Raw genomic sequence first — 17,427 nt, forward strand, 5'->3', positions numbered from 1 at the left:
ACACGATGAGTGGTGAATTGAACGCGGCCTTCCACATGGCCGATGTGCGCGACAAGCGCGTTACCCGCCGCCGCGCGGTGGCGGTGGGCGAGCTGCATGCCGGACCGGTGGCCTACCCGCTGATTGTCGAGCGCCGCCTGCCCAAGGGCGATGCGCTGGTGATGGCCGAGATTGCCGGCCTGCAGGGCGCGAAGATGGCCTCGATGCTGATGCCGCTGTGCCACCCGCTGCCGCTGGAGCTGGTGCAGGTGTACTGCGCGCCGGTGCCGGAACGGCAGTCGATCCGCGTGTGGTGCGAGTGTGCCAGCGAGGCCCGCACCGGTGTGGAGATGGAAGCACTGGCCGGGGTGAACGCCGCACTGCTGACCCTGTACGACCTGAGCAAGCCGGTGGAGCCGGCGCTGCGTATCGAGGGCATCCGCCTGCTGTTCAAGGAAGGCGGCAAGCGCGGCCTGTGGCTGCATCCGGATGGCATGGACGAGGGTGAGCGCGAGCGCTTCCGGCCGCGCCCGCCCAAGGGCCTCAACGGTGCGGCCTGTGCGGTGATCACCCTGAGCGATCGCGCGAGCGAGGGCACCTATGCCGACGAGTCCGGCCCGAAGCTGGTGAGCGGGCTGCAGTCGCTCGGTGGCGAGGTAGTGGCTGCCGAGGTACTGCCCGATGGCGTCGAACCGCTTGCGGGCCGCCTGCGCGCGCTGGCGGGCGAGGGCGTACACCTGTGCCTGTGTACCGGCGGCACCGGGCTTTGCCCGCGCGACCTGACCCCGGAAGCGCTGCGTTCGTTGAACGCGCGACCGGTGCACGGCCTGGCGCAGATGGTGCGCGCGTTGAGTGCGCAGCACACGCCGATGGCCTGGCTGAGCCGTGCCGAGGTGGTGCAGCTGGATGGCATGCTGGTATTTGCACTGCCGGGCAGCCCGCGCGCGGCTGCGCAGTGCCTGGACATTCTGGCGCCTGTGCTGGGCCACGCGCTGGCGATGGTCGATGGCGGTGGCCACGCATGATTGCCTACAGCGAAGCGCTGCAGCACCTGATGGAGGCGGCCACACCGCTGCCGGCCGAGCGCCTGACACTGCATGAGGCGGGCGGTCGCATCCTAGCCACAGACATCATCAGCGGGCAGTCGCTGCCGCCGTTCGACAATTCGGCGATGGACGGCTTCGCGCTGCGCGCCAATGGCACGCCCTTCGAAAGCGGTACCGGGTTTGCAGTGCAGGGCTGGCAGGCCGCAGGCGATGCCGGTGCCGAGGGCGGCGAGGGCGCATGGGAAATCATGACCGGCGCGCGCATGCCGGTCGGGCTGGATACGGTGGTGCCGATCGAGAACGTGGAGATCCTTGCCAGCGACGATGGCCGGCCGACCCGCATCGCGTTGAAGAGCGCGGTGAAGCCTGGCCAGAACGTGCGCCTGCGTGGACAGGACGTGGAAGAGGGCGAGCGCGTGCTGCAGGCCGGGCAGGCGCTGGACATCAATGCGCGCACCTTGCTGCACGCCATCGGCGTGGCCGAGGTGGCGGTGGTGGCGCGGCCGAAGGTCGCTGTCATTGCCACCGGCAAGGAGCTGGTGACCGAAGCGGCGCAGGCGCTGGACTCCGGACAGATCCGTGACAGCAACCGGCCCTATCTGATCGGTCGCCTGCAGGCCGCCGGTGCCGAGGTGGTGTGGCAGGGCACGGTGGGCGATGAGGTGGCTGCCTTCGATGCCGTGTTGGATGACGCGCTGGCGGCAGGAGCACAGGTGCTGGTGAGTACCGGTGCGGTGTCGGCCGGCCGCTACGACTTCATTCCGGATGCGCTGCGCGCGCGTGGCGCCCGCATCGTGTTCCACAAAGTGGCGATCCGCCCGGGCAAGCCGCTGTTGTTTGCAGTGCTGCCCAATGGCGCGCTGTATTTTGGCCTGCCCGGCAACCCGGTGTCGGCGGCAGTGGGGCAGCGCTTCTTCGTTGAACCGGTGCTGCGTCGCATGCTGGGCCTGGCCGCCGAGCCGCTGCTGCAGCTGCCGCTGCAGGCCGACGTGCGCAAGCCGCCGGGCCTGCGCTTCCACGCGCGGGCGCGGGTGGAAGTGGACGCGCAGGGACGCTTGAGCGCGCGCGTGCTGGCCGGCCAGGAATCGTTCCGTTTGAAATCCATGCTGCAGGCCAACGCTTGGGTAGTGCTGGAGGGCGAGGGCGACCTGGCCACGGCCGGCACACCGGTGCGCGTGCAGGGCTGGGGCCATCAGGACCCGCTGCAGCTTGCGAACCAGGAGTCATGATGAAACAGGTGAATCTGCAGTTGTTCGGTGCGTTTTCCGATCTGGATGCCAGCCGCGAGATCGCGCTGGAGGTGGCCGGTGGCACCGTGGCCGATCTGCGCCAGGCGTTGCGTGAGCTGTTGCCGCTGCGCTTTCCCGGTTTCCGCGCTGGGTTGCTGGACTATTCGGCCTTCGCCGACCAGCAGCGCGTGCTGCGTGACCACGAAGCGCTGCCCGCCGATGGCAAGGTGGCGATCCTGCCGCCGGTGAGTGGGGGCTGAGCCATGAGCAACGTGACTGCGAAAGTGGTGGACCGCGCGCAGCGCGCCATCGATCCGGCCGAAGGCATCGCAGCGGTGTCCGACCCGGCATTCGGCGGCATCGATGTGTTCATCGGCAAGGTGCGCGACTTCAATGTGGGGCGGCCGGTGACCGGCATCACCTACGACCTGTTCGAACCGCTGGTGGTGAACGAGATCCAGCGCTTGGCGGCGGAGATCGAGGCGACGTTCGGGCCGAAGCTGAAACTGTACGTGGCACATGCCAAGGGCCGTTTGGGCATTGGCGATGTGGCGGTGGTGGTGGCCGCGGGCAGCCCGCACCGTGATGAAGCGTTCCGCGCGTGCCGACAGCTGATCGAGGCGGTGAAACACCAGTGCCCGATCTGGAAACAGGAACATTACGAAGACGGCGACAGCGAGTGGAGCGAAGGCTGCACGCTATGCCACGCCGACAGTGAACCGGCCCATGAGCACCACCATTGACCCCAGTAGATCCACGCCATGCGTGGATGGGGCCTTCCCGTCGCGCCCGGCCGGGGCAGCCACGCATGGCGTGGCTCTACCGTGAGTATGACCTTGCCCGGACCCATCGCCGGCATCGTGCTGGCCGGTGGCCTGTCCAGCCGCATGGGCCGCGACAAGGCGCTGCTGCCCTGGCAGGGGCGCACGCTGCTGGAGCACATGCGCGGCACGTTGCGGCTGGCCGGGGCAGACCGTGTCTGGGTGAGCGGACGCTATCCGGCCTTCGGCGGCGTGCCCGACCAGATCACACGGTGCGGGCCGCTGGGCGGCCTGTTCAGCGTGGCAATGCAGATGCCCGATGGCCCCGCCTGGGTGGTGCCGGTGGATACGCCCCGCTTGACCCCGGATCTGCTGCAGCAATTGCGTGACTGGCATCGCAGCGCTTGCACGATCTTTGACGGGCATCCGCTTCCGATGCTGTTTAATGTGGACAATGAAAGTCGCACGATCCTCGAAAACATGATCCACGATCCCCTCGGCCCGCGTTCCCTGCAGGCCCTGCAACACCGGCTGGACGCGCAGACCCTGCGCCTTGCCCACGCTGATGAAAGCGCCCTGGTCAACTGCAATACCCCCACCCAATGGGAGGACGTTGCCTCATGAAGGTGCAGTTGCAAGAACAGACAATGCGCCTGCGCCTGGACGAAGCCGAACTCGCGCAGCTGCTGGCCGGTGAAACGGTGGAAAACCTGACCCGGTTCGGTGGCAGTGGCGGCTGGGGTACGGCCGTTTCGCTGCATGGTGGCGAATCGGCCGTGCTGCTCGACAGCGGCACCGATTGCCGCCTGGTATTGCCCCGGTCTTCCGTGGAGGACCTGGCTGGGCGCCTGCCATGCCGCGATGGTCTGGCCTTTGCGCTGTATCTGGACGACGGCACCACGCTGCAGCTGCAGTTCGATGTGGATGTACGCGACAGCGTGCGCCAGCGCGGGGTGACCCGCCGCAGTTCCGCATCACCGGTTTGACATTTGTCAGGGGCGAGGGGGAAACCCGCGCCTGATTGATCCAGATCAACCCCGTCGTTGCTGCTGCACGGCCTAATGGCTGCATGACGACGGGTTACAACTTGAAAGCAGTACCCACGTCATTCCACAGCCTTGGAGCCATGTATGACCGTCGGTAGCGATCCTGTTGTCCGCAGCACTGCCAGTCCTGGTCGCGTCATCAGCGACTGGACGCCGGAAGATCCCGGCTATTGGGAGCGCACCGGCAAGCGGGTCGCCACCCGCAACCTGGTCATCTCCATTCCCTCGCTGCTGCTGGCGTTCTCGGTCTGGGTACTGTTCTCGGCGGTGACCATCAGCCTGCCGAAGATCGGCTTCGGCTTCAGCACCGATCAGTTGTTCTGGCTGGTGGCACTGCCCAGCCTGTCCGGCGCGACGCTGCGCATCTTCTATTCGTTCGTGATTCCGATCTTTGGCGGTCGCCGCTGGACGGCGCTGTCCACCGCATCACTGCTGGCACCGACGATCTGGCTTGGCTTTGCGGTGCAGAACCCGGCGACGCCTTACTGGGTGTTCGTGGTGATTGCGATCCTGTGTGGCTTTGGTGGGGCGAACTTCTCCTCGTCGATGTCCAACATTTCCTTCTTCTATCCCAAGCAGAAGCAGGGCCTGGCGCTGGGCCTGAATGCCGGCCTGGGCAATGTCGGCGTGTCGGTGGCACAGGCGGTGATTCCGCTGGTGATCACGGTGGGCGTGTTCGGTGCCCTCGGTGGTGCGCCGCAGCCGGTGGTGGAGGGCGGTGCGCCGTTGTACCTGCAGAATGCCGGCTTCATCTGGGTGCCGGCCATTGCGATCTGTGCGGTGGCGGCCTGGTTCGGCATGAATGACCTGACCAGCGCCCGCTCCTCGTTCGCCGAACAGGCGGTGATTTTCCGCCGCAAGCACAACTGGCTGATGTGCTGGTTGTACATCGGCACCTTCGGTTCCTACATCGGTTTCTCGGCCGGCTTCCCGATGCTGGTGAAGAGCCAGTTCCCCGCCGTGAACCCGCTGGCCTACGCCTTCATCGGCCCGTTGCTGGGTGCGCTGATGCGCTCGGTGGGCGGCAGCATGGCTGACCGCTGGGGCGGTGCGCGGCTGACGTTCTGGGTGTTCGCGCTGATGATCGCGGCGGTGTTCGGCGTGCTGCATTTCCTGCCCAGCGATGGCCAGGGCGGCAATTTCTACGGCTTCCTCTTCAGCTTCATGGCGCTGTTCGTGCTCAGCGGCATTGGCAACGGCACCACCTTCCGCATGATTCCGGTGATCTTCCGCACGCTGCATGAGCGCCTGTCGGCAGGTGCCAATGCTGAGGGCAAGGCCACGTCGGCGCACCAGGCCAGCATCGAGTCGGCCGCGGTAGTGGGCTTCTCGGGTGCGATCGGTGCCTACGGCGGCTTCTTCATTCCCAAGAGCTATGGCTCTTCCATCACGTTGACCGGCAGCCCCGACATGGCGCTGTACGGGTTCGTCGTTTTCTATGTCACCTGCCTGGCCGTGACCTGGTGGTGGTACTACCGGCGCGGCGCAGAGACGCCTTGCTGACATGAAAACGCACCGCAGCCAGATGACACACACAGCCACGATGCAGATGTCCGCAAAGGGAGACCCCCGATGAGTTATTTCCTTGATCGCTTGCAGTTCTTCAAGCGTGACCCCCAGCCCTTTGCCGATGGCCATGGGTTTGCCAAGAGCGAAGGCCGTGACTGGGAGAACAGTTACCGCCAGCGCTGGCAGTACGACAAGATCGTGCGTTCAACCCACGGTGTGAACTGCACCGGTTCGTGCAGTTGGAAGATCTACGTCAAGAATGGCCTGGTGACCTGGGAAACCCAGCAGACCGATTACCCGCGTACGCGCCCGGACCTGCCCAACCACGAACCGCGTGGCTGCCCGCGTGGCGCCAGCTATTCCTGGTACCTGTACAGCGCCAACCGACTGAAGTACCCGCTTATCCGCGGCACGCTGCTGCGCCTGTGGCGTGAAGCACGCAGGACCCAGGGGCCGGTGGATGCGTGGGCCAGCATCGTGGAGGACAAGGAAAAGGCGCGCTCGTACAAGACCCGGCGCGGCATGGGTGGTTTCGTGCGGCTGAACTGGGAAGAGGCCAACGAGATCATCGCGGCCTCCAACCTGTATACGGTGAAGCAGTACGGACCGGACCGCGTGGTCGGCTTCTCGCCGATTCCGGCGATGTCGATGGTGTCCTACGCCGCCGGTGCGCGTTACCTGTCGCTGCTGGGCGGTGCCTGCCTGTCCTTCTATGACTGGTATTGCGATCTGCCGCCGGCTTCGCCGCAGGTCTGGGGCGAGCAGACCGACGTGCCCGAATCGGCTGACTGGTACAACAGCCGCTACATCATCGCCTGGGGCTCGAACGTGCCGCAGACGCGTACACCCGATGCGCACTTCTTCACCGAGGCGCGCTACAACGGCACCAAGACGGTCTCGATCTGCCCGGACTATTCCGAGCTGGCCAAGCTGACCGATCACTGGCTGCACCCGAAGCAGGGCACCGACGCCGCGTTGGCGTTCGCCTTTGGTCACGTGATCCTGCGCGAGTTCCATGTCGATTCACCGTCGCAGTACTTCCAGGACTACTGCCGCCAGTACTCGGACATGCCGATGCTGGTGCGCCTGGAGCGTCGCGCCGACGGCCGCCTGGTGGCCGGGCGTTTCCTGCGCGCCAGTGAGCTGGGTGGATTGGGCGAGGCCAACAACCCGGACTGGAAGACCCTCGCTTACGACGAGACCAGTGGCCAGATCGTGGTGCCGAACGGTTCGATCGGTTTCCGCTGGGGCGAAAAGGGTCGCTGGAACATCGAGGAGAAGGCCAGCAACGGGGCGGATACGCGCCTGCGCTTGAGTCTGTCCGATGCCAACGATGGCATCGAGGCGGTCAGCTTCCCGTATTTCGGTGGCATCGAGAGTGACGGCTGGACGGCCGCCCCGGCCGAGGAAGTACTGGACCGCAACATCCCGGTGCGCCGCCTGGCCACGGCCGATGGCAGCGAGACCCTGGTGGCGACGGTCTATGACCTGCTGCTGGCGCAGTACGGCGTGGACCGCGGTTTCGGCGGCGCCAATGTCGCCACGAGCTTCGATGAGAACGTGCCGGGCACGCCGGCCTGGCAGGAACGCATCACCGGCGTGCCGCGTGGCGAGGTGATCGAGATCGCCCGCGAGTTCGCGCGTACCGCCGACAAGACCCATGGCCGCTCGATGATCATCGTCGGCGCGGGCATGAACCACTGGTTCCACAACGACATGAACTACCGCGGCCTGATCAACATGTTGATCATGTGCGGTTGCGTGGGCCAGACCGGTGGCGGCTGGGCGCACTACGTGGGCCAGGAAAAGCTGCGCCCGCAGACCGGCTGGCAACCGCTGGCGTTCGGCCTGGACTGGAGCAAGCCGCCGCGCCATATGAACGGTACGTCGTTCTTCTACTTCAACACCGGGCAGTGGCGCTACGAGAAGCTGCAGGTGGACGAGCTGCTGTCACCGCTGGCCGACGCCAGCAAGTACAGCGGCAGTCTGGCCGACCTGAACCTGCGCGCCGTGCGCATGGGCTGGTTGCCATGCGCGCCGCAGCTTGACCGCAATCCGCTGCGGCTGGTGCGCGAGGCCGAAGCGGCCGGCGTGGCCCCTGCCGATTACGCATTGGGCAAGTTCAAGGACGGTTCGTTGGACTTCGCCTTCGCCGATCCGGACGCGCAGCAGAACCACCCGCGGATGATGTTCATCTGGCGCTCGAACCTGCTGGGTTCGTCGGGCAAGGGCCACGAGTACATGCTGCGGCACCTGCTGGGTACCCGCCACGGTCTGCAGGGCAAGGACCTGGGCGAGATGGGGGCGGTGAAGCCGGAGGAAGTGAAGTGGCGCGACGAGGCGCCGGAAGGCAAGCTCGACCTGCTGGTGACGCTGGACTTCCGCATGTGCACCACCGCGCTGTATTCGGACATCGTGCTGCCGACGGCCACTTGGTACGAGAAGGACGATCTCAACACCTCGGACATGCATCCGTTCATCCATCCGCTGTCGAAGGCGGTGGACCCGGCGTGGGAATCGCGCAGTGACTGGGACATCTTCAAGGAGGTTGCGCGCACCGTGAGCGAGATGGCGCCCGGCGTGCTGGGCGTGGAGAAGGACCTGGTGCTGGTGCCGACCCTGCACGACACCCCCAACGAGCTGGGCATGCCGTTCGGCGTGGCCGACTGGAAGAAGGGCGAGTGCGAGGCCATCCCCGGCCAGACCATGCCGTCGATGACGGTGGTGGAGCGCGACTACCCGAACCTGTATCGCAAGTTCACCTCGCTGGGGCCGCTGCTGGACAAGCACGGCAATGGCGGCAAGGGCATGAACTGGGACACCAGGCACGAGGTGGAATTCCTCGGCAAGTTGAACCATACCGTGCGCGAGGAGGGCGTCAGCCAGGGCCGGCCGGCCATCTCGACCGCCATCGATGCGGCCGAAGTGATCCTGCACCTGGCCCCGGAAACCAATGGCCACGTGGCGGTGAAGGCATGGGAGTCGCTGGGCGGCTTCACCGGGCGCGAGCACACCCATCTGGCGGTGGGCAAGGAGCACGAGGCGATCCGCTTCCGTGACATCCAGGCGCAGCCACGCAAGATCATCTCCTCGCCGATCTGGTCCGGGCTGGAAGACGACAACGTCAGCTACAACGCGGGCTACACCAATGTGCACGAGCTGATTCCGTGGCGCACGGTGACCGGCCGCCAGCAGTTCTACCAGGACCATGAGTGGATGATCGACTTCGGCGAGGCCTTCATGAGCTACCGGCCGCCGGTCAACACCCGCACCATCGAGCCGCTGCTCAACCAGCGCTCGAACGGCAACAAGGAGATCGTGCTGAACTGGATCACCCCGCACCAGAAGTGGGGCATCCACAGCACCTACAGCGACAACCTGATCATGCAGACGCTGTCGCGCGGTGGCCCGATCGTGTGGATCAGCGAGGACGACGCGCACAGTGCCGGCATCGTTGACAACGACTGGATCGAGCTGTTCAACGTCAACGGCGCGATCGCCGCACGTGCGGTGGTCAGCCAGCGCGTGATGCCGGGCATGGCGATGATGTACCACGCCCAGGAACGCATCATCAACGTACCGGGTTCGGAGATTTCCGGTACCCGCGGCGGCATCCACAACTCGGTGACCCGCATCGTGCTCAAGCCGACCCACATGATCGGTGGCTACGCGCAGCTGGCCTACGGTTTCAACTACTACGGCACCTGCGGCACCAACCGCGACGAGTTCGTGATCGTGCGCAAGATGGACAAGGTGGATTGGCTGGATGGCGAGGCCGTCCCGGCCGCCGCCAAGGAGGTGGTGTGATGAAGGTCCGTGCACAGATCGCGATGGTGCTGAACCTGGACAAGTGCATCGGCTGCCACACCTGCTCGATCACCTGCAAGAACGTCTGGACCTCGCGCGAGGGTGTCGAGTACGCCTGGTTCAACAACGTTGAAACCAAGCCGGGCATCGGCTATCCGAAGGAATGGGAAAACCAGGAGAAGTGGAACGGCGGCTGGGTGCGTACCGGCAGCGGCAAGCTGGTGCCACGCGCTGGCGGTCGCTGGCGGATGCTGGCCAAGATCTTCGCCAACCCGGACCTGCCGCAGATCGACGATTACTACGAGCCGTTTGACTTCGACTACCAGAACCTGCACACCGCCAAGGACAGCCAGCACCAGCCGACCGCAAGGCCGCGCTCGCTGATCAGTGGCGAGCGCATGCAGAAGATCGAGTGGGGCCCGAACTGGGAGGAGATCCTGGGCTCGGAGTTCAGCAAGCGCTCGCGCGACTACAACTTCAATGAAGTGCAGAAGGAGATCTACGGCGCCTTCGAAAAGACCTTCATGATGTACCTGCCGCGCCTGTGCGAGCACTGCCTGAACCCGGCGTGCGTGTCGGCGTGCCCATCGGGCGCGATCTACAAGCGCGAAGAAGACGGCATCGTGCTGATCGACCAGGACAAGTGCCGTGGCTGGCGCATGTGCGTGTCGGCATGCCCGTACAAGAAGATCTATTACAACTGGAAGAGCGGCAAGTCTGAGAAGTGCATCTTCTGCTACCCGCGCATCGAGATGGGTGAGCCGACGATCTGTTCGGAAACCTGTGTCGGCCGCATCCGCTACCTGGGCGTGATGCTGTACGACGCCGACCGCATTGCCGAGGCCGCATCGGTGGCCGCCGAAAAGGATCTGTACCAGGCCCACCTGGACATCTTCCTGGACCCGCATGACCCGGCGGTGATTGCCGCCGCACGTGCGGAAGGCATTCCGGACAGCTGGCTGGAATCGGCCAAGCAGTCGCCGGTCTACAAGATGGCCATCGACTGGAAGCTGGCCCTGCCGCTGCACCCGGAGTACCGCACGCTGCCGATGGTCTGGTATGTGCCGCCGTTGTCGCCGATCCAGTCGGCCGCCGAACGTGGCCGCATCGGCATGAGTGGCGAGTTGCCGGACGTGGCCTCGCTGCGCATTCCGGTGCGCTACCTGGCCAACATGCTGACAGCCGGTGACGAGGCACCGGTGGTGCGGGCGCTGGAGCGCCTGATGGCGATGCGCGCCTGGCGCCGGGCCAAGAACGTGGACGGCGTAGAAGACACTGCGGTGCTGGACCAGGCCGGGCTGACCGTGGCCCAGGTTGAAGAGATGTACCGCTACCTGGCCATTGCCAACTACGAGGACCGTTTCGTGATTCCCAGCGCTCACCGCGAGTACGCCAACGACGCCTTCGGCGAACGCGGCGGCTGCGGCTTCACCTTCGGCAACGGCTGCAACGGCGACAGCCCGGCCGACCTGTTCGGCCAGCGCAAGAGCACCAGCTTCGTGGTGAACAACGGGCCCAACCACCGCCGCAAGGAGGTGGTCTGATGAGCGTGCTGAAGCTGGTGGGGGTGCTGCTGGATTACCCCCGCGAGGAACTGTGGCAGCACGGCGAGGAACTGCTGGCAGCCTGTGACGAGGTGGCACTGACGCCGACGCGGCGCAGGCAGCTGCGCGGCTTCGTGCAGCAGCTGCTGGACAGCGATCCGCTGGATGCGCAGGCCGCGTGGCTGGCAACCTTCGACCGCGGCCGTTCGATGAGCCTGCTGCTGTTCGAACACATCCACGGCGAATCGCGTGACCGTGGCCAGGCCATGGTCGATCTGGTGGAAACCTACCGCAAGCACGGCTTCGAGCTGGATGCACGCGAACTGCCGGACTACCTGCCGCTGTTGCTGGAGTTCCTGGCGCATCGTCCTGAGGCAGAGGCGCGGGAGTGGCTGCACCACATCGGCCACATCGCCGGGATGCTGGCCGCGCGCGCCGCCGAGCGCGAGCTGCCACATGTGCCGCTGCTGGAGATCCTGGTGGAGGCCGGCGACGGCAAGGTCAACCTGGAGGCGCTGCGGCAACGCGCCAGCGAAGAGCCCCGCGACGATACGGCCGAGGCGATGGACAAGCTGTGGGAAGAGGAAGCCGTGCGTTTCGGCGCCGAAGCTCCTGCCGAAGACTGCAAGCCACCGACACGCTCACCGGCCCGCCCTGTGCATCGAGAGGTCCAGCCATGAATTACTACCTGCATCAATTCGCTTTCCAGTACTACCCGTACATCGCCGTGGCGGCGCTGCTGATCGGCAGCTGGGCGCGCTATGACAAGGCCATGTACACCTGGCGCACCGGTTCCAGCCAGATGCTGTCGGACAAGGGCATGCGGATCGGCAGCAACTGCTTCCACATCGGCATCCTGGCCATCCTGGGTGGTCATCTGGTGGGCCTGCTGACCCCACACGCGGTGTACGAGCACTTCATCACCTCCTCGCAGAAGCAGATGCTGGCGATGGTCGTGGGCGGCGTGTTCGGTGCGTTGTGCTTCATCGGCATCAGCATCCTGCTGGTGCGCCGCCTGACCAACGCCCGCGTGCGCGCCACCGGCACCTTCGGTGACACCCTGGTGCTGGTGCTGCTGTTCGCCCAGCTGTGCCTGGGCCTGTACAGCATCCGCGTGTCGGCCGGACATCTGGACGGTGGGGTGATGGTGCAGTTGGCCGAGTGGGCGCAGCACATCGTGACCTTCCGTGCCGGCGCTGCCGACTACATCGAGGGCGTCAGCTGGGTGTACAAGATGCACATCTTCCTGGGCCTGACCCTGTTCCTGATCGCGCCGTTCACCCGTCTGGTGCACGTCTGGAGCATTCCGGTCAGCTATCTGTGGCGGCCATACCAGGTGGTGCGCCGTCGCCAGGCGGCGCTGCGTTACGGGCCGCGGGAGTAAGCCATGGGCCGCCTGCCGAAGTTCCTGCCGATCACCGTGATCGATTCCACCCAGCCTGTTCCGGCCGAGGCCCACCAGCACCAGCATGACGGGGCAGAGCAGGGGCCGCGCTCGCTTGGGCAACCGGCACCGTGCCGGTTGTTCGTGGAGGACACGGCGATCAGCGAGGCCGACATCGCCCGCGAGATGCAGCACCATCGGGCGCTGCGCCCGGAACAGTCGCGTGCCGAGGCGGCACGCGCACTGGTGGTGCGTGAACTGCTGCGATTCGAAGCACAGCGCCTGGGCCTGCTGGCGCCAGCCGGAGGCCGGGTCAGCGATGAGGAGGTGCTGATCCAGCAACTGCTGGAAGACGCGATTGAAGATCGCGTGCCAACCGACGAGGACTGCCGACGCTATTTCGAACAGAACCCGGAACGATTCCGCTCGCCGGACCGCGTGCGCCTGCGCCATATCCTGCTGGCCGCGCCGGCCGATGATGTGGCTGGGCGCCTGGAGGCGCGTACCGAGGGCGAACGTCTGGCCAACGAACTGAAGGAAGCGCCGCACCTGTTCGCCGACTTCGCACTGCGCCATTCGCGCTGCCCGTCGAGCAGCGAGGGCGGTGACCTGGGTTGGCTGCAGCGTGGGCAGACCACGCCGGAGTTCGATCGCCAGGTGTTCCGCCTGCGCGAGGGCCTGGCCGGCTTCCCGGTTGAATCACGCTGGGGCTACCACGTGGTCAGCATCGATGGGCGCGAGGAAGGGCAGCCGCTGCCGTTCGACGCAGTGTTGCTGCAGATCCGTGACTACCTGGAGCTGCAGGTGCGCCAACGCGAAGTGCAGGCCTACCTGTTGCAGCTGCAGGAGCGCTACCCGGTACGCGGGCTGGATGAGATCGAAGCCGAAGCCGAAATCGGCTGACCCACTCTTGAGAAAGGAGGTTGCATGAACCAGGCCCTTGCCCCCGCCAGTGCCGGGCAGCAGCGTGCGCTGTGGCTGAGCACGTTCGCGTTCACCGTGTGCTTTGCGGTGTGGATGATCTTCTCCATCATCGGTATCCAGATCAGCGAGCAGCTGGGCCTGACCGACACCCAGTTCGGCCTGCTGATCGCCACCCCGGTGCTGACCGGCTCGGTCAGCCGTGTGTTCCTGGGCATCTGGTCCGACCAGTTCGGCGGCCGCAAGGTGATGGCGCTGGTGATGCTGTGTGGCGCAGTCGCCACCTGGATGCTGACCTACGCGCACACCTACCCGCAATTCCTGTTCGCCGCGTTGTGCGTGGGCATTGCCGGTGGCAATTTCTCGGTAGGCGTGGCCTACGTGTCCAAGTTCTTCCCGGCCAGCAAGCAGGGCACGGCGCTGGGCATCTTCGGTGCCGGCAACATCGGTGCGGCAGTCACCAAACTGCTGGCGCCGATGGTGATGGTGGCGGCGGGCTGGATGATGGTGGCCAAGGTGTGGGCAGTGGCACTGGCGATCACGGCGGTGCTGTTTTTCCTGTTCAGCAAGGAAGACCCCTCGCTGGAGAAGCGGCGCCGTGATGGGGTGAAGCCGGTGCCGTTCGCCGAGCAGATGGCACCGTTGAAGAATCTGCAGGTATGGCGGTTCTCGTTGTATTACTTCTTCGTGTTCGGTGGCTTCGTGGCACTGGCGCTGTGGCTGCCGCATTACCTGGTGGGTGCGTACGGCATGGACGTCGGCACCGCCGGCATGCTGGCCGCGTGCTATTCGATCCCGGCCAGCCTGTTCCGCGTGGTGGGCGGCTGGATGTCGGACCGGATGGGGGCGCGCCGGGTGATGTACTGGACCTTCGGTGTGTCGGCCATCTGTACGTTCCTGCTGGCCTATCCGGATACCGAGTACGTGGTGAAGGGCATCCATGGTCCGATCCACTTCCACCTGGCCATTGGCGTGGTGATGTTCACCGTGCTGGTGTTCGTGCTGGGCTTCTTCATGTCGCTGGGCAAGGCTGCGGTCTACAAGCACATCCCGGTGTATTACCCCCGGCACGTGGGGGCGGTGGGCGGCGTGGTGGGCATGATCGGTGGCCTTGGTGGCTTCATCCTGCCGATCGTGTTCGGTGCGTTGAACGATGCGCTGGGTATCTGGAGCAGCTGTTTCATGCTGCTGTTCGTGGTGGTGTCCGCCGCGCTGGCGTGGATGCACTTCGCCATCCGCCGGATGGAGCGTCGACACTTCCCGCAGATCGATCGCGAGACCGACCTGCCGGAGGCGATCGATGCGGCTGCTGCGGATCGGGCGCGCGGCACCTGAACGGTAGTGCCGGCCGCTGGCCGGCACCAGCAACGCAATGCGTCACGCTTGATTTCGATCAGGGCTGAGCGAAGAGGAACGCGCGAGGATGACCGCCATGAGCTTCCATGTTGATGCGAGCGAGGACACTGCGCTGCAGGCGGCATTGCTGCGGCAACCCCGACACGTGCTGTTTCCGCCGCCCGACCAGTTCAGTGCCGGCTTCGGTGAAAGCGGCTGGCGTGCCGCCGTGCGCGCCAGCAACGAGCACCTGATTCCGCGTGGACTGACGCTGGGTTTCCAGACCGGCCGCATGGGCCGCGACGTGCCGGCCGAACGCTATCTGGACACGTTGCTGGCCGCGTTGCGCCTGCAGGCTGATGTTCTGGCCGAGGACCGTGAGGTGGTGGCGATGGTGCTGCAGCTGGGCCTTGCCGAAGCACTGCCGCCGGCGCTGCTGGGGCAGTTGCTGGATGCAGTGCCGCGGCACCTGCGCACCGTGGCCCGGCCGCAGGTGGAGGTGCGGCTGGATGCCGGCAGCGCCGTGGCGCCGGCACAACTGCGCGCGGTGGGCTGCACCCGGCTGAACGTGATCGATCGTGCCGATGCACCTGGCCCGGCAGTGCTGGCGCAGGCGCGCGACGCGGGCTTTACCGCGCGCTACTACCAGTTGCGTGTACCTGCGGCGGAGGATGCGGGATTCATCGGGCGATTGCAGGCCGTGCTGGCAGATGCGCCCGAGCGCGTGCTGCTGCCGGCGCCATGCGCGCTGCCTGAGCATCCCTCATCGGAACGCTGGCTGCAGGCGTGGCGATTGCTGCGCGAGGCGGGCTATGTGGGTATCGGTGGTGACCATCACCAGCGCGGCGACCTGCCGGATCCGAACGGCCCGGGTGACGGTCAGCGTCATTGCGATCTGGCCGGCGTGCCGCGCCGCGATCGCAGCGATTTCATCGGCATCGGCCTTGCGGCATGCAGCCAGATCGGTGAGGTGTTCTACCGGACGGAAGATGACCTGGCGCGCTGGCAGGCCCGCCTGCACGCGGGGCATATGGGCGTGGCCGCGGGCCTGATCCTGTCCGAGGGGGAACGCCTGGCTGCCGAGGTCGCGCAGAGCATCGCCTGCGACCATGCGCTGGATGCTGCCGCCTTCGAGTGGCGCAATGATGTTCCGTTCGATGAATGCTTCGCCGAGACCCTGCCCGCACTCGCACCGCTGCTCGCGCGTGGCTGGGCGCGCTGGGACGGCGGCGTGCTTCGCCTGGCCGAGGAAGGGCGGTTGCTGTGGCGTATGATGGCCGCATGCTTCCGGCCGGCGGCCGCCATCGCTTGAGTGCTGTCCCGATGTCTTCGACTCCGCCTTCCCAGGCCAGACCCGGCCGCACCACGCCGAATCCCGCCGCCGCCGATGATGGCGATGCGCTGCATTTCTGCAGCACCTGTGCCTTCTCCGATGCGTGCATGTCGCAGGGCTATGACAAGACGGCGCTGGGCGAACTGCATGTGCTGGTTGACCATGTAGGGCCGTTCCATGCGGGTGACTACATCTTCCGCGCGGGAGAGGCCTTCGATTCCATCGCGGCGGTGCGCGCAGGCATGGTCAAGACCTTCGTCGATGACAGCCAAGGCAACGAGCAGGTGCTGGGCTTTGCGCTGCCGGGCGAGGTGATCGGGCTCAACGCGATTCATGGCTCGCGCTTCCCCTGCAATGCGGTGGCTCTGGATACGGTGCACCTGTGCCGTATCTCGTTCCCTAAGCTGAGCCTGCTGGCCACCCGCATGCCGGGGCTGCAGGCAAAGCTGTTCAGCCTGCTCAGTGCGGAGATCGGCAAGGTCGCCACGCTGGCGGCCAACCACCGCACCGAAGAGCGGATGGCCGCGTTCCTGCTGGATATGTCGGCCCGTTATGCACGGCGTGGTTTTTCCGCGACCCGCTTCAACCTGACCATGGCCCGCACCGAGATCGCCAACTATCTGCGGATGGCGCCGGAGACGGCCAGCCGGGTGCTGCGGCGGTTGAGCGATGACGGCGTGATTGCGGTGAAGCAGCGCGAGATCCTGCTGTTGCAACCTGACCGGCTGGCGGCGCTGGCCGTTGCAGATGAGAACGACCCCGATTGAACCTGGCCTGGGAGGCGACGATGAAGCGATGCGCAATGGTGTTTCTGGGTCTGCTGGTCACGCTGCCTGCGTGGGCCGGCAACCTGACCGTGTCGGCGGCATCCAGCCTGACCGAGAGCTTCCGCGAGCTGGGCGCCGCCTATGAGAAGGCAAACCCGGGCAGCAAGGTCGACTTCAACTTTGCTGCTTCCGGCGTGCTGCTGCAGCAGATCGCACGGGGCGCGCCGGTGGATGTGTTCGCCTCGGCTGATGAAACAACGATGGACCAGGCGGCGCAGCAGAAGCTGCTGGCAGCGGGTACGCGTGCGGTCTTCGCAGTGAACGCGCTGTGGGTGGTGGTGCCGCCGCAGGCGAAGGCGCCGCCGCGCGCATTGGCCGATCTGGCGGGTGCCGGCGTGCAGCGCATTGCACTGGGCAACCCGGACAGCGTGCCCGTGGGTCGCTACGCGCAGGGTGCGTTGCAGGCCGCAAAGCTGTGGCCGGCAGTGCAGGGCAAGGTGATCAGTACGCAGAACGTGCGGCAGTCGCTGGATTACGTGGCACGGGGCGAGGTGGATGCGGGCTTTGTCTACGCTACCGACGCGCAGGCGATGCCGGATCGCGTGCGGCGCGCGTTCGACGTTCCGGTTGCCGGACGCATCGCCTATCCGCTCGCGGTGGTGCAGGCCAGCACGCAGCCGGTGGAAGCCAAGCGCTTCGCGGCGTTCGTTCGCTCGGCGCAGGGCCAGGCGATCCTGCAGAAGCACGGGTTCGGCAAGCCCTGACG

General features: G+C 66.0%; 16 protein-coding genes. All 16 read left to right on the forward strand.

Annotated features, from left to right (window positions below):
* Positions 1-5: 5 nt before the first annotated feature.
* The 16 genes from moaCB (at position 6) to modA (ending at position 17,425) form a co-directional block, all read left to right on the forward strand.
* Entirely contained in the window at positions 6-1,004 is a 999-nt protein-coding gene (gene moaCB, locus AC27VL_RS00200) for a bifunctional molybdenum cofactor biosynthesis protein MoaC/MoaB (RefSeq protein WP_488765211.1), read from the forward strand.
* Positions 1,001-2,254, forward strand: coding sequence for a molybdopterin molybdotransferase MoeA (locus AC27VL_RS00205; RefSeq protein ID WP_488765212.1), 1,254 nt, complete (start codon positions 1,001-1,003; stop codon positions 2,252-2,254). The genes moaCB and AC27VL_RS00205 overlap by 4 nt, the downstream gene beginning before the upstream one ends.
* Complete coding sequence (locus AC27VL_RS00210) at positions 2,254-2,514, forward strand: MoaD/ThiS family protein (RefSeq protein ID WP_191077937.1); 261 nt, start codon at positions 2,254-2,256, stop codon at positions 2,512-2,514. The genes AC27VL_RS00205 and AC27VL_RS00210 overlap by 1 nt, the downstream gene beginning before the upstream one ends.
* Positions 2,515-2,517: 3 nt before the next feature.
* Positions 2,518-2,997, forward strand: coding sequence for a molybdenum cofactor biosynthesis protein MoaE (locus AC27VL_RS00215; protein WP_191077938.1), 480 nt, complete (start codon positions 2,518-2,520; stop codon positions 2,995-2,997).
* An 87-nt stretch (positions 2,998-3,084) separates the two neighbouring features.
* The gene (gene mobA / locus AC27VL_RS00220; RefSeq protein ID WP_488765395.1) at positions 3,085-3,639 is read left to right on the forward strand and encodes a molybdenum cofactor guanylyltransferase; all 555 of its coding nucleotides are present in this window, start codon (positions 3,085-3,087) and stop codon (positions 3,637-3,639) included.
* Entirely contained in the window at positions 3,636-4,001 is a 366-nt protein-coding gene (locus AC27VL_RS00225; RefSeq protein WP_089235848.1) for a hypothetical protein, read from the forward strand. The genes mobA and AC27VL_RS00225 overlap by 4 nt, the downstream gene beginning before the upstream one ends.
* Positions 4,002-4,145: 144 nt before the next feature.
* Positions 4,146-5,564 carry a NarK family nitrate/nitrite MFS transporter gene (locus AC27VL_RS00230; protein WP_375070371.1) on the forward strand — a complete coding sequence of 473 codons (1,419 nt, stop codon included), beginning with the start codon at positions 4,146-4,148 and terminating at the stop codon, positions 5,562-5,564.
* Between the two features lie 69 nt (positions 5,565-5,633).
* Positions 5,634-9,377: a nitrate reductase subunit alpha gene (locus AC27VL_RS00235; RefSeq protein WP_488765215.1), complete on the forward strand. Its 3,744-nt coding sequence runs from the start codon at positions 5,634-5,636 to the stop codon at positions 9,375-9,377.
* A complete protein-coding gene (gene narH / locus AC27VL_RS00240) occupies positions 9,377-10,921 on the forward strand; it encodes a nitrate reductase subunit beta (protein ID WP_100552687.1) in 1,545 nt (514 codons plus the stop codon). Before AC27VL_RS00235 ends, narH begins: the two co-directional genes overlap by 1 nt.
* Positions 10,921-11,601 (forward strand): nitrate reductase molybdenum cofactor assembly chaperone, encoded by a 681-nt coding sequence (gene narJ / locus AC27VL_RS00245; RefSeq protein ID WP_165377326.1) that lies wholly within the window; start codon positions 10,921-10,923, stop codon positions 11,599-11,601. The genes narH and narJ overlap by 1 nt, the downstream gene beginning before the upstream one ends.
* Positions 11,598-12,305 carry a respiratory nitrate reductase subunit gamma gene (gene narI / locus AC27VL_RS00250; RefSeq protein WP_488765216.1) on the forward strand — a complete coding sequence of 236 codons (708 nt, stop codon included), beginning with the start codon at positions 11,598-11,600 and terminating at the stop codon, positions 12,303-12,305. Before narJ ends, narI begins: the two co-directional genes overlap by 4 nt.
* A gap of 3 nt (positions 12,306-12,308) precedes the next feature.
* Positions 12,309-13,208, forward strand: a complete 900-nt coding sequence (locus AC27VL_RS00255; protein WP_488765217.1) for a peptidylprolyl isomerase — start codon at positions 12,309-12,311, stop codon at positions 13,206-13,208.
* Between the two features lie 24 nt (positions 13,209-13,232).
* Complete coding sequence (locus tag AC27VL_RS00260) at positions 13,233-14,561, forward strand: MFS transporter (protein ID WP_488765218.1); 1,329 nt, start codon at positions 13,233-13,235, stop codon at positions 14,559-14,561.
* A gap of 97 nt (positions 14,562-14,658) precedes the next feature.
* Positions 14,659-15,873, forward strand: a complete 1,215-nt coding sequence (locus AC27VL_RS00265; protein ID WP_100554130.1) for a coproporphyrinogen III oxidase — start codon at positions 14,659-14,661, stop codon at positions 15,871-15,873.
* 11 nt (positions 15,874-15,884) lie between these two features.
* Positions 15,885-16,661, forward strand: coding sequence for a helix-turn-helix domain-containing protein (locus tag AC27VL_RS00270; RefSeq protein WP_089235841.1), 777 nt, complete (start codon positions 15,885-15,887; stop codon positions 16,659-16,661).
* A 20-nt stretch (positions 16,662-16,681) separates the two neighbouring features.
* Positions 16,682-17,425 carry a molybdate ABC transporter substrate-binding protein gene (gene modA / locus AC27VL_RS00275; RefSeq protein WP_488765219.1) on the forward strand — a complete coding sequence of 248 codons (744 nt, stop codon included), beginning with the start codon at positions 16,682-16,684 and terminating at the stop codon, positions 17,423-17,425.
* Positions 17,426-17,427: the final 2 nt, after the last annotated feature.

The sequence above is a fragment of the Stenotrophomonas sp. 14P6.2.3 genome (assembly GCF_057799055.1).

Bases quoted from the DNA above. Each gene is read 5' to 3' on its own strand.
- moaCB (WP_488765211.1), top strand. From the start codon at position 6: ATGAGTGGTGAATTGAACGCGGCCTTCCACATGGCCGATGTGCGCGAC.
- AC27VL_RS00205 (WP_488765212.1), top strand. From the start codon at position 1,001: ATGATTGCCTACAGCGAAGCGCTGCAGCACCTGATGGAGGCGGCCACA.
- AC27VL_RS00210 (WP_191077937.1), top strand. From the start codon at position 2,254: ATGAAACAGGTGAATCTGCAGTTGTTCGGTGCGTTTTCCGATCTGGAT.
- AC27VL_RS00215 (WP_191077938.1), top strand. From the start codon at position 2,518: ATGAGCAACGTGACTGCGAAAGTGGTGGACCGCGCGCAGCGCGCCATC.
- mobA (WP_488765395.1), top strand. From the start codon at position 3,085: ATGACCTTGCCCGGACCCATCGCCGGCATCGTGCTGGCCGGTGGCCTG.
- AC27VL_RS00225 (WP_089235848.1), top strand. From the start codon at position 3,636: ATGAAGGTGCAGTTGCAAGAACAGACAATGCGCCTGCGCCTGGACGAA.
- AC27VL_RS00230 (WP_375070371.1), top strand. From the start codon at position 4,146: ATGACCGTCGGTAGCGATCCTGTTGTCCGCAGCACTGCCAGTCCTGGT.
- AC27VL_RS00235 (WP_488765215.1), top strand. From the start codon at position 5,634: ATGAGTTATTTCCTTGATCGCTTGCAGTTCTTCAAGCGTGACCCCCAG.
- narH (WP_100552687.1), top strand. From the start codon at position 9,377: ATGAAGGTCCGTGCACAGATCGCGATGGTGCTGAACCTGGACAAGTGC.
- narJ (WP_165377326.1), top strand. From the start codon at position 10,921: ATGAGCGTGCTGAAGCTGGTGGGGGTGCTGCTGGATTACCCCCGCGAG.
- narI (WP_488765216.1), top strand. From the start codon at position 11,598: ATGAATTACTACCTGCATCAATTCGCTTTCCAGTACTACCCGTACATC.
- AC27VL_RS00255 (WP_488765217.1), top strand. From the start codon at position 12,309: ATGGGCCGCCTGCCGAAGTTCCTGCCGATCACCGTGATCGATTCCACC.
- AC27VL_RS00260 (WP_488765218.1), top strand. From the start codon at position 13,233: ATGAACCAGGCCCTTGCCCCCGCCAGTGCCGGGCAGCAGCGTGCGCTG.
- AC27VL_RS00265 (WP_100554130.1), top strand. From the start codon at position 14,659: ATGAGCTTCCATGTTGATGCGAGCGAGGACACTGCGCTGCAGGCGGCA.
- AC27VL_RS00270 (WP_089235841.1), top strand. From the start codon at position 15,885: ATGTCTTCGACTCCGCCTTCCCAGGCCAGACCCGGCCGCACCACGCCG.
- modA (WP_488765219.1), top strand. From the start codon at position 16,682: ATGAAGCGATGCGCAATGGTGTTTCTGGGTCTGCTGGTCACGCTGCCT.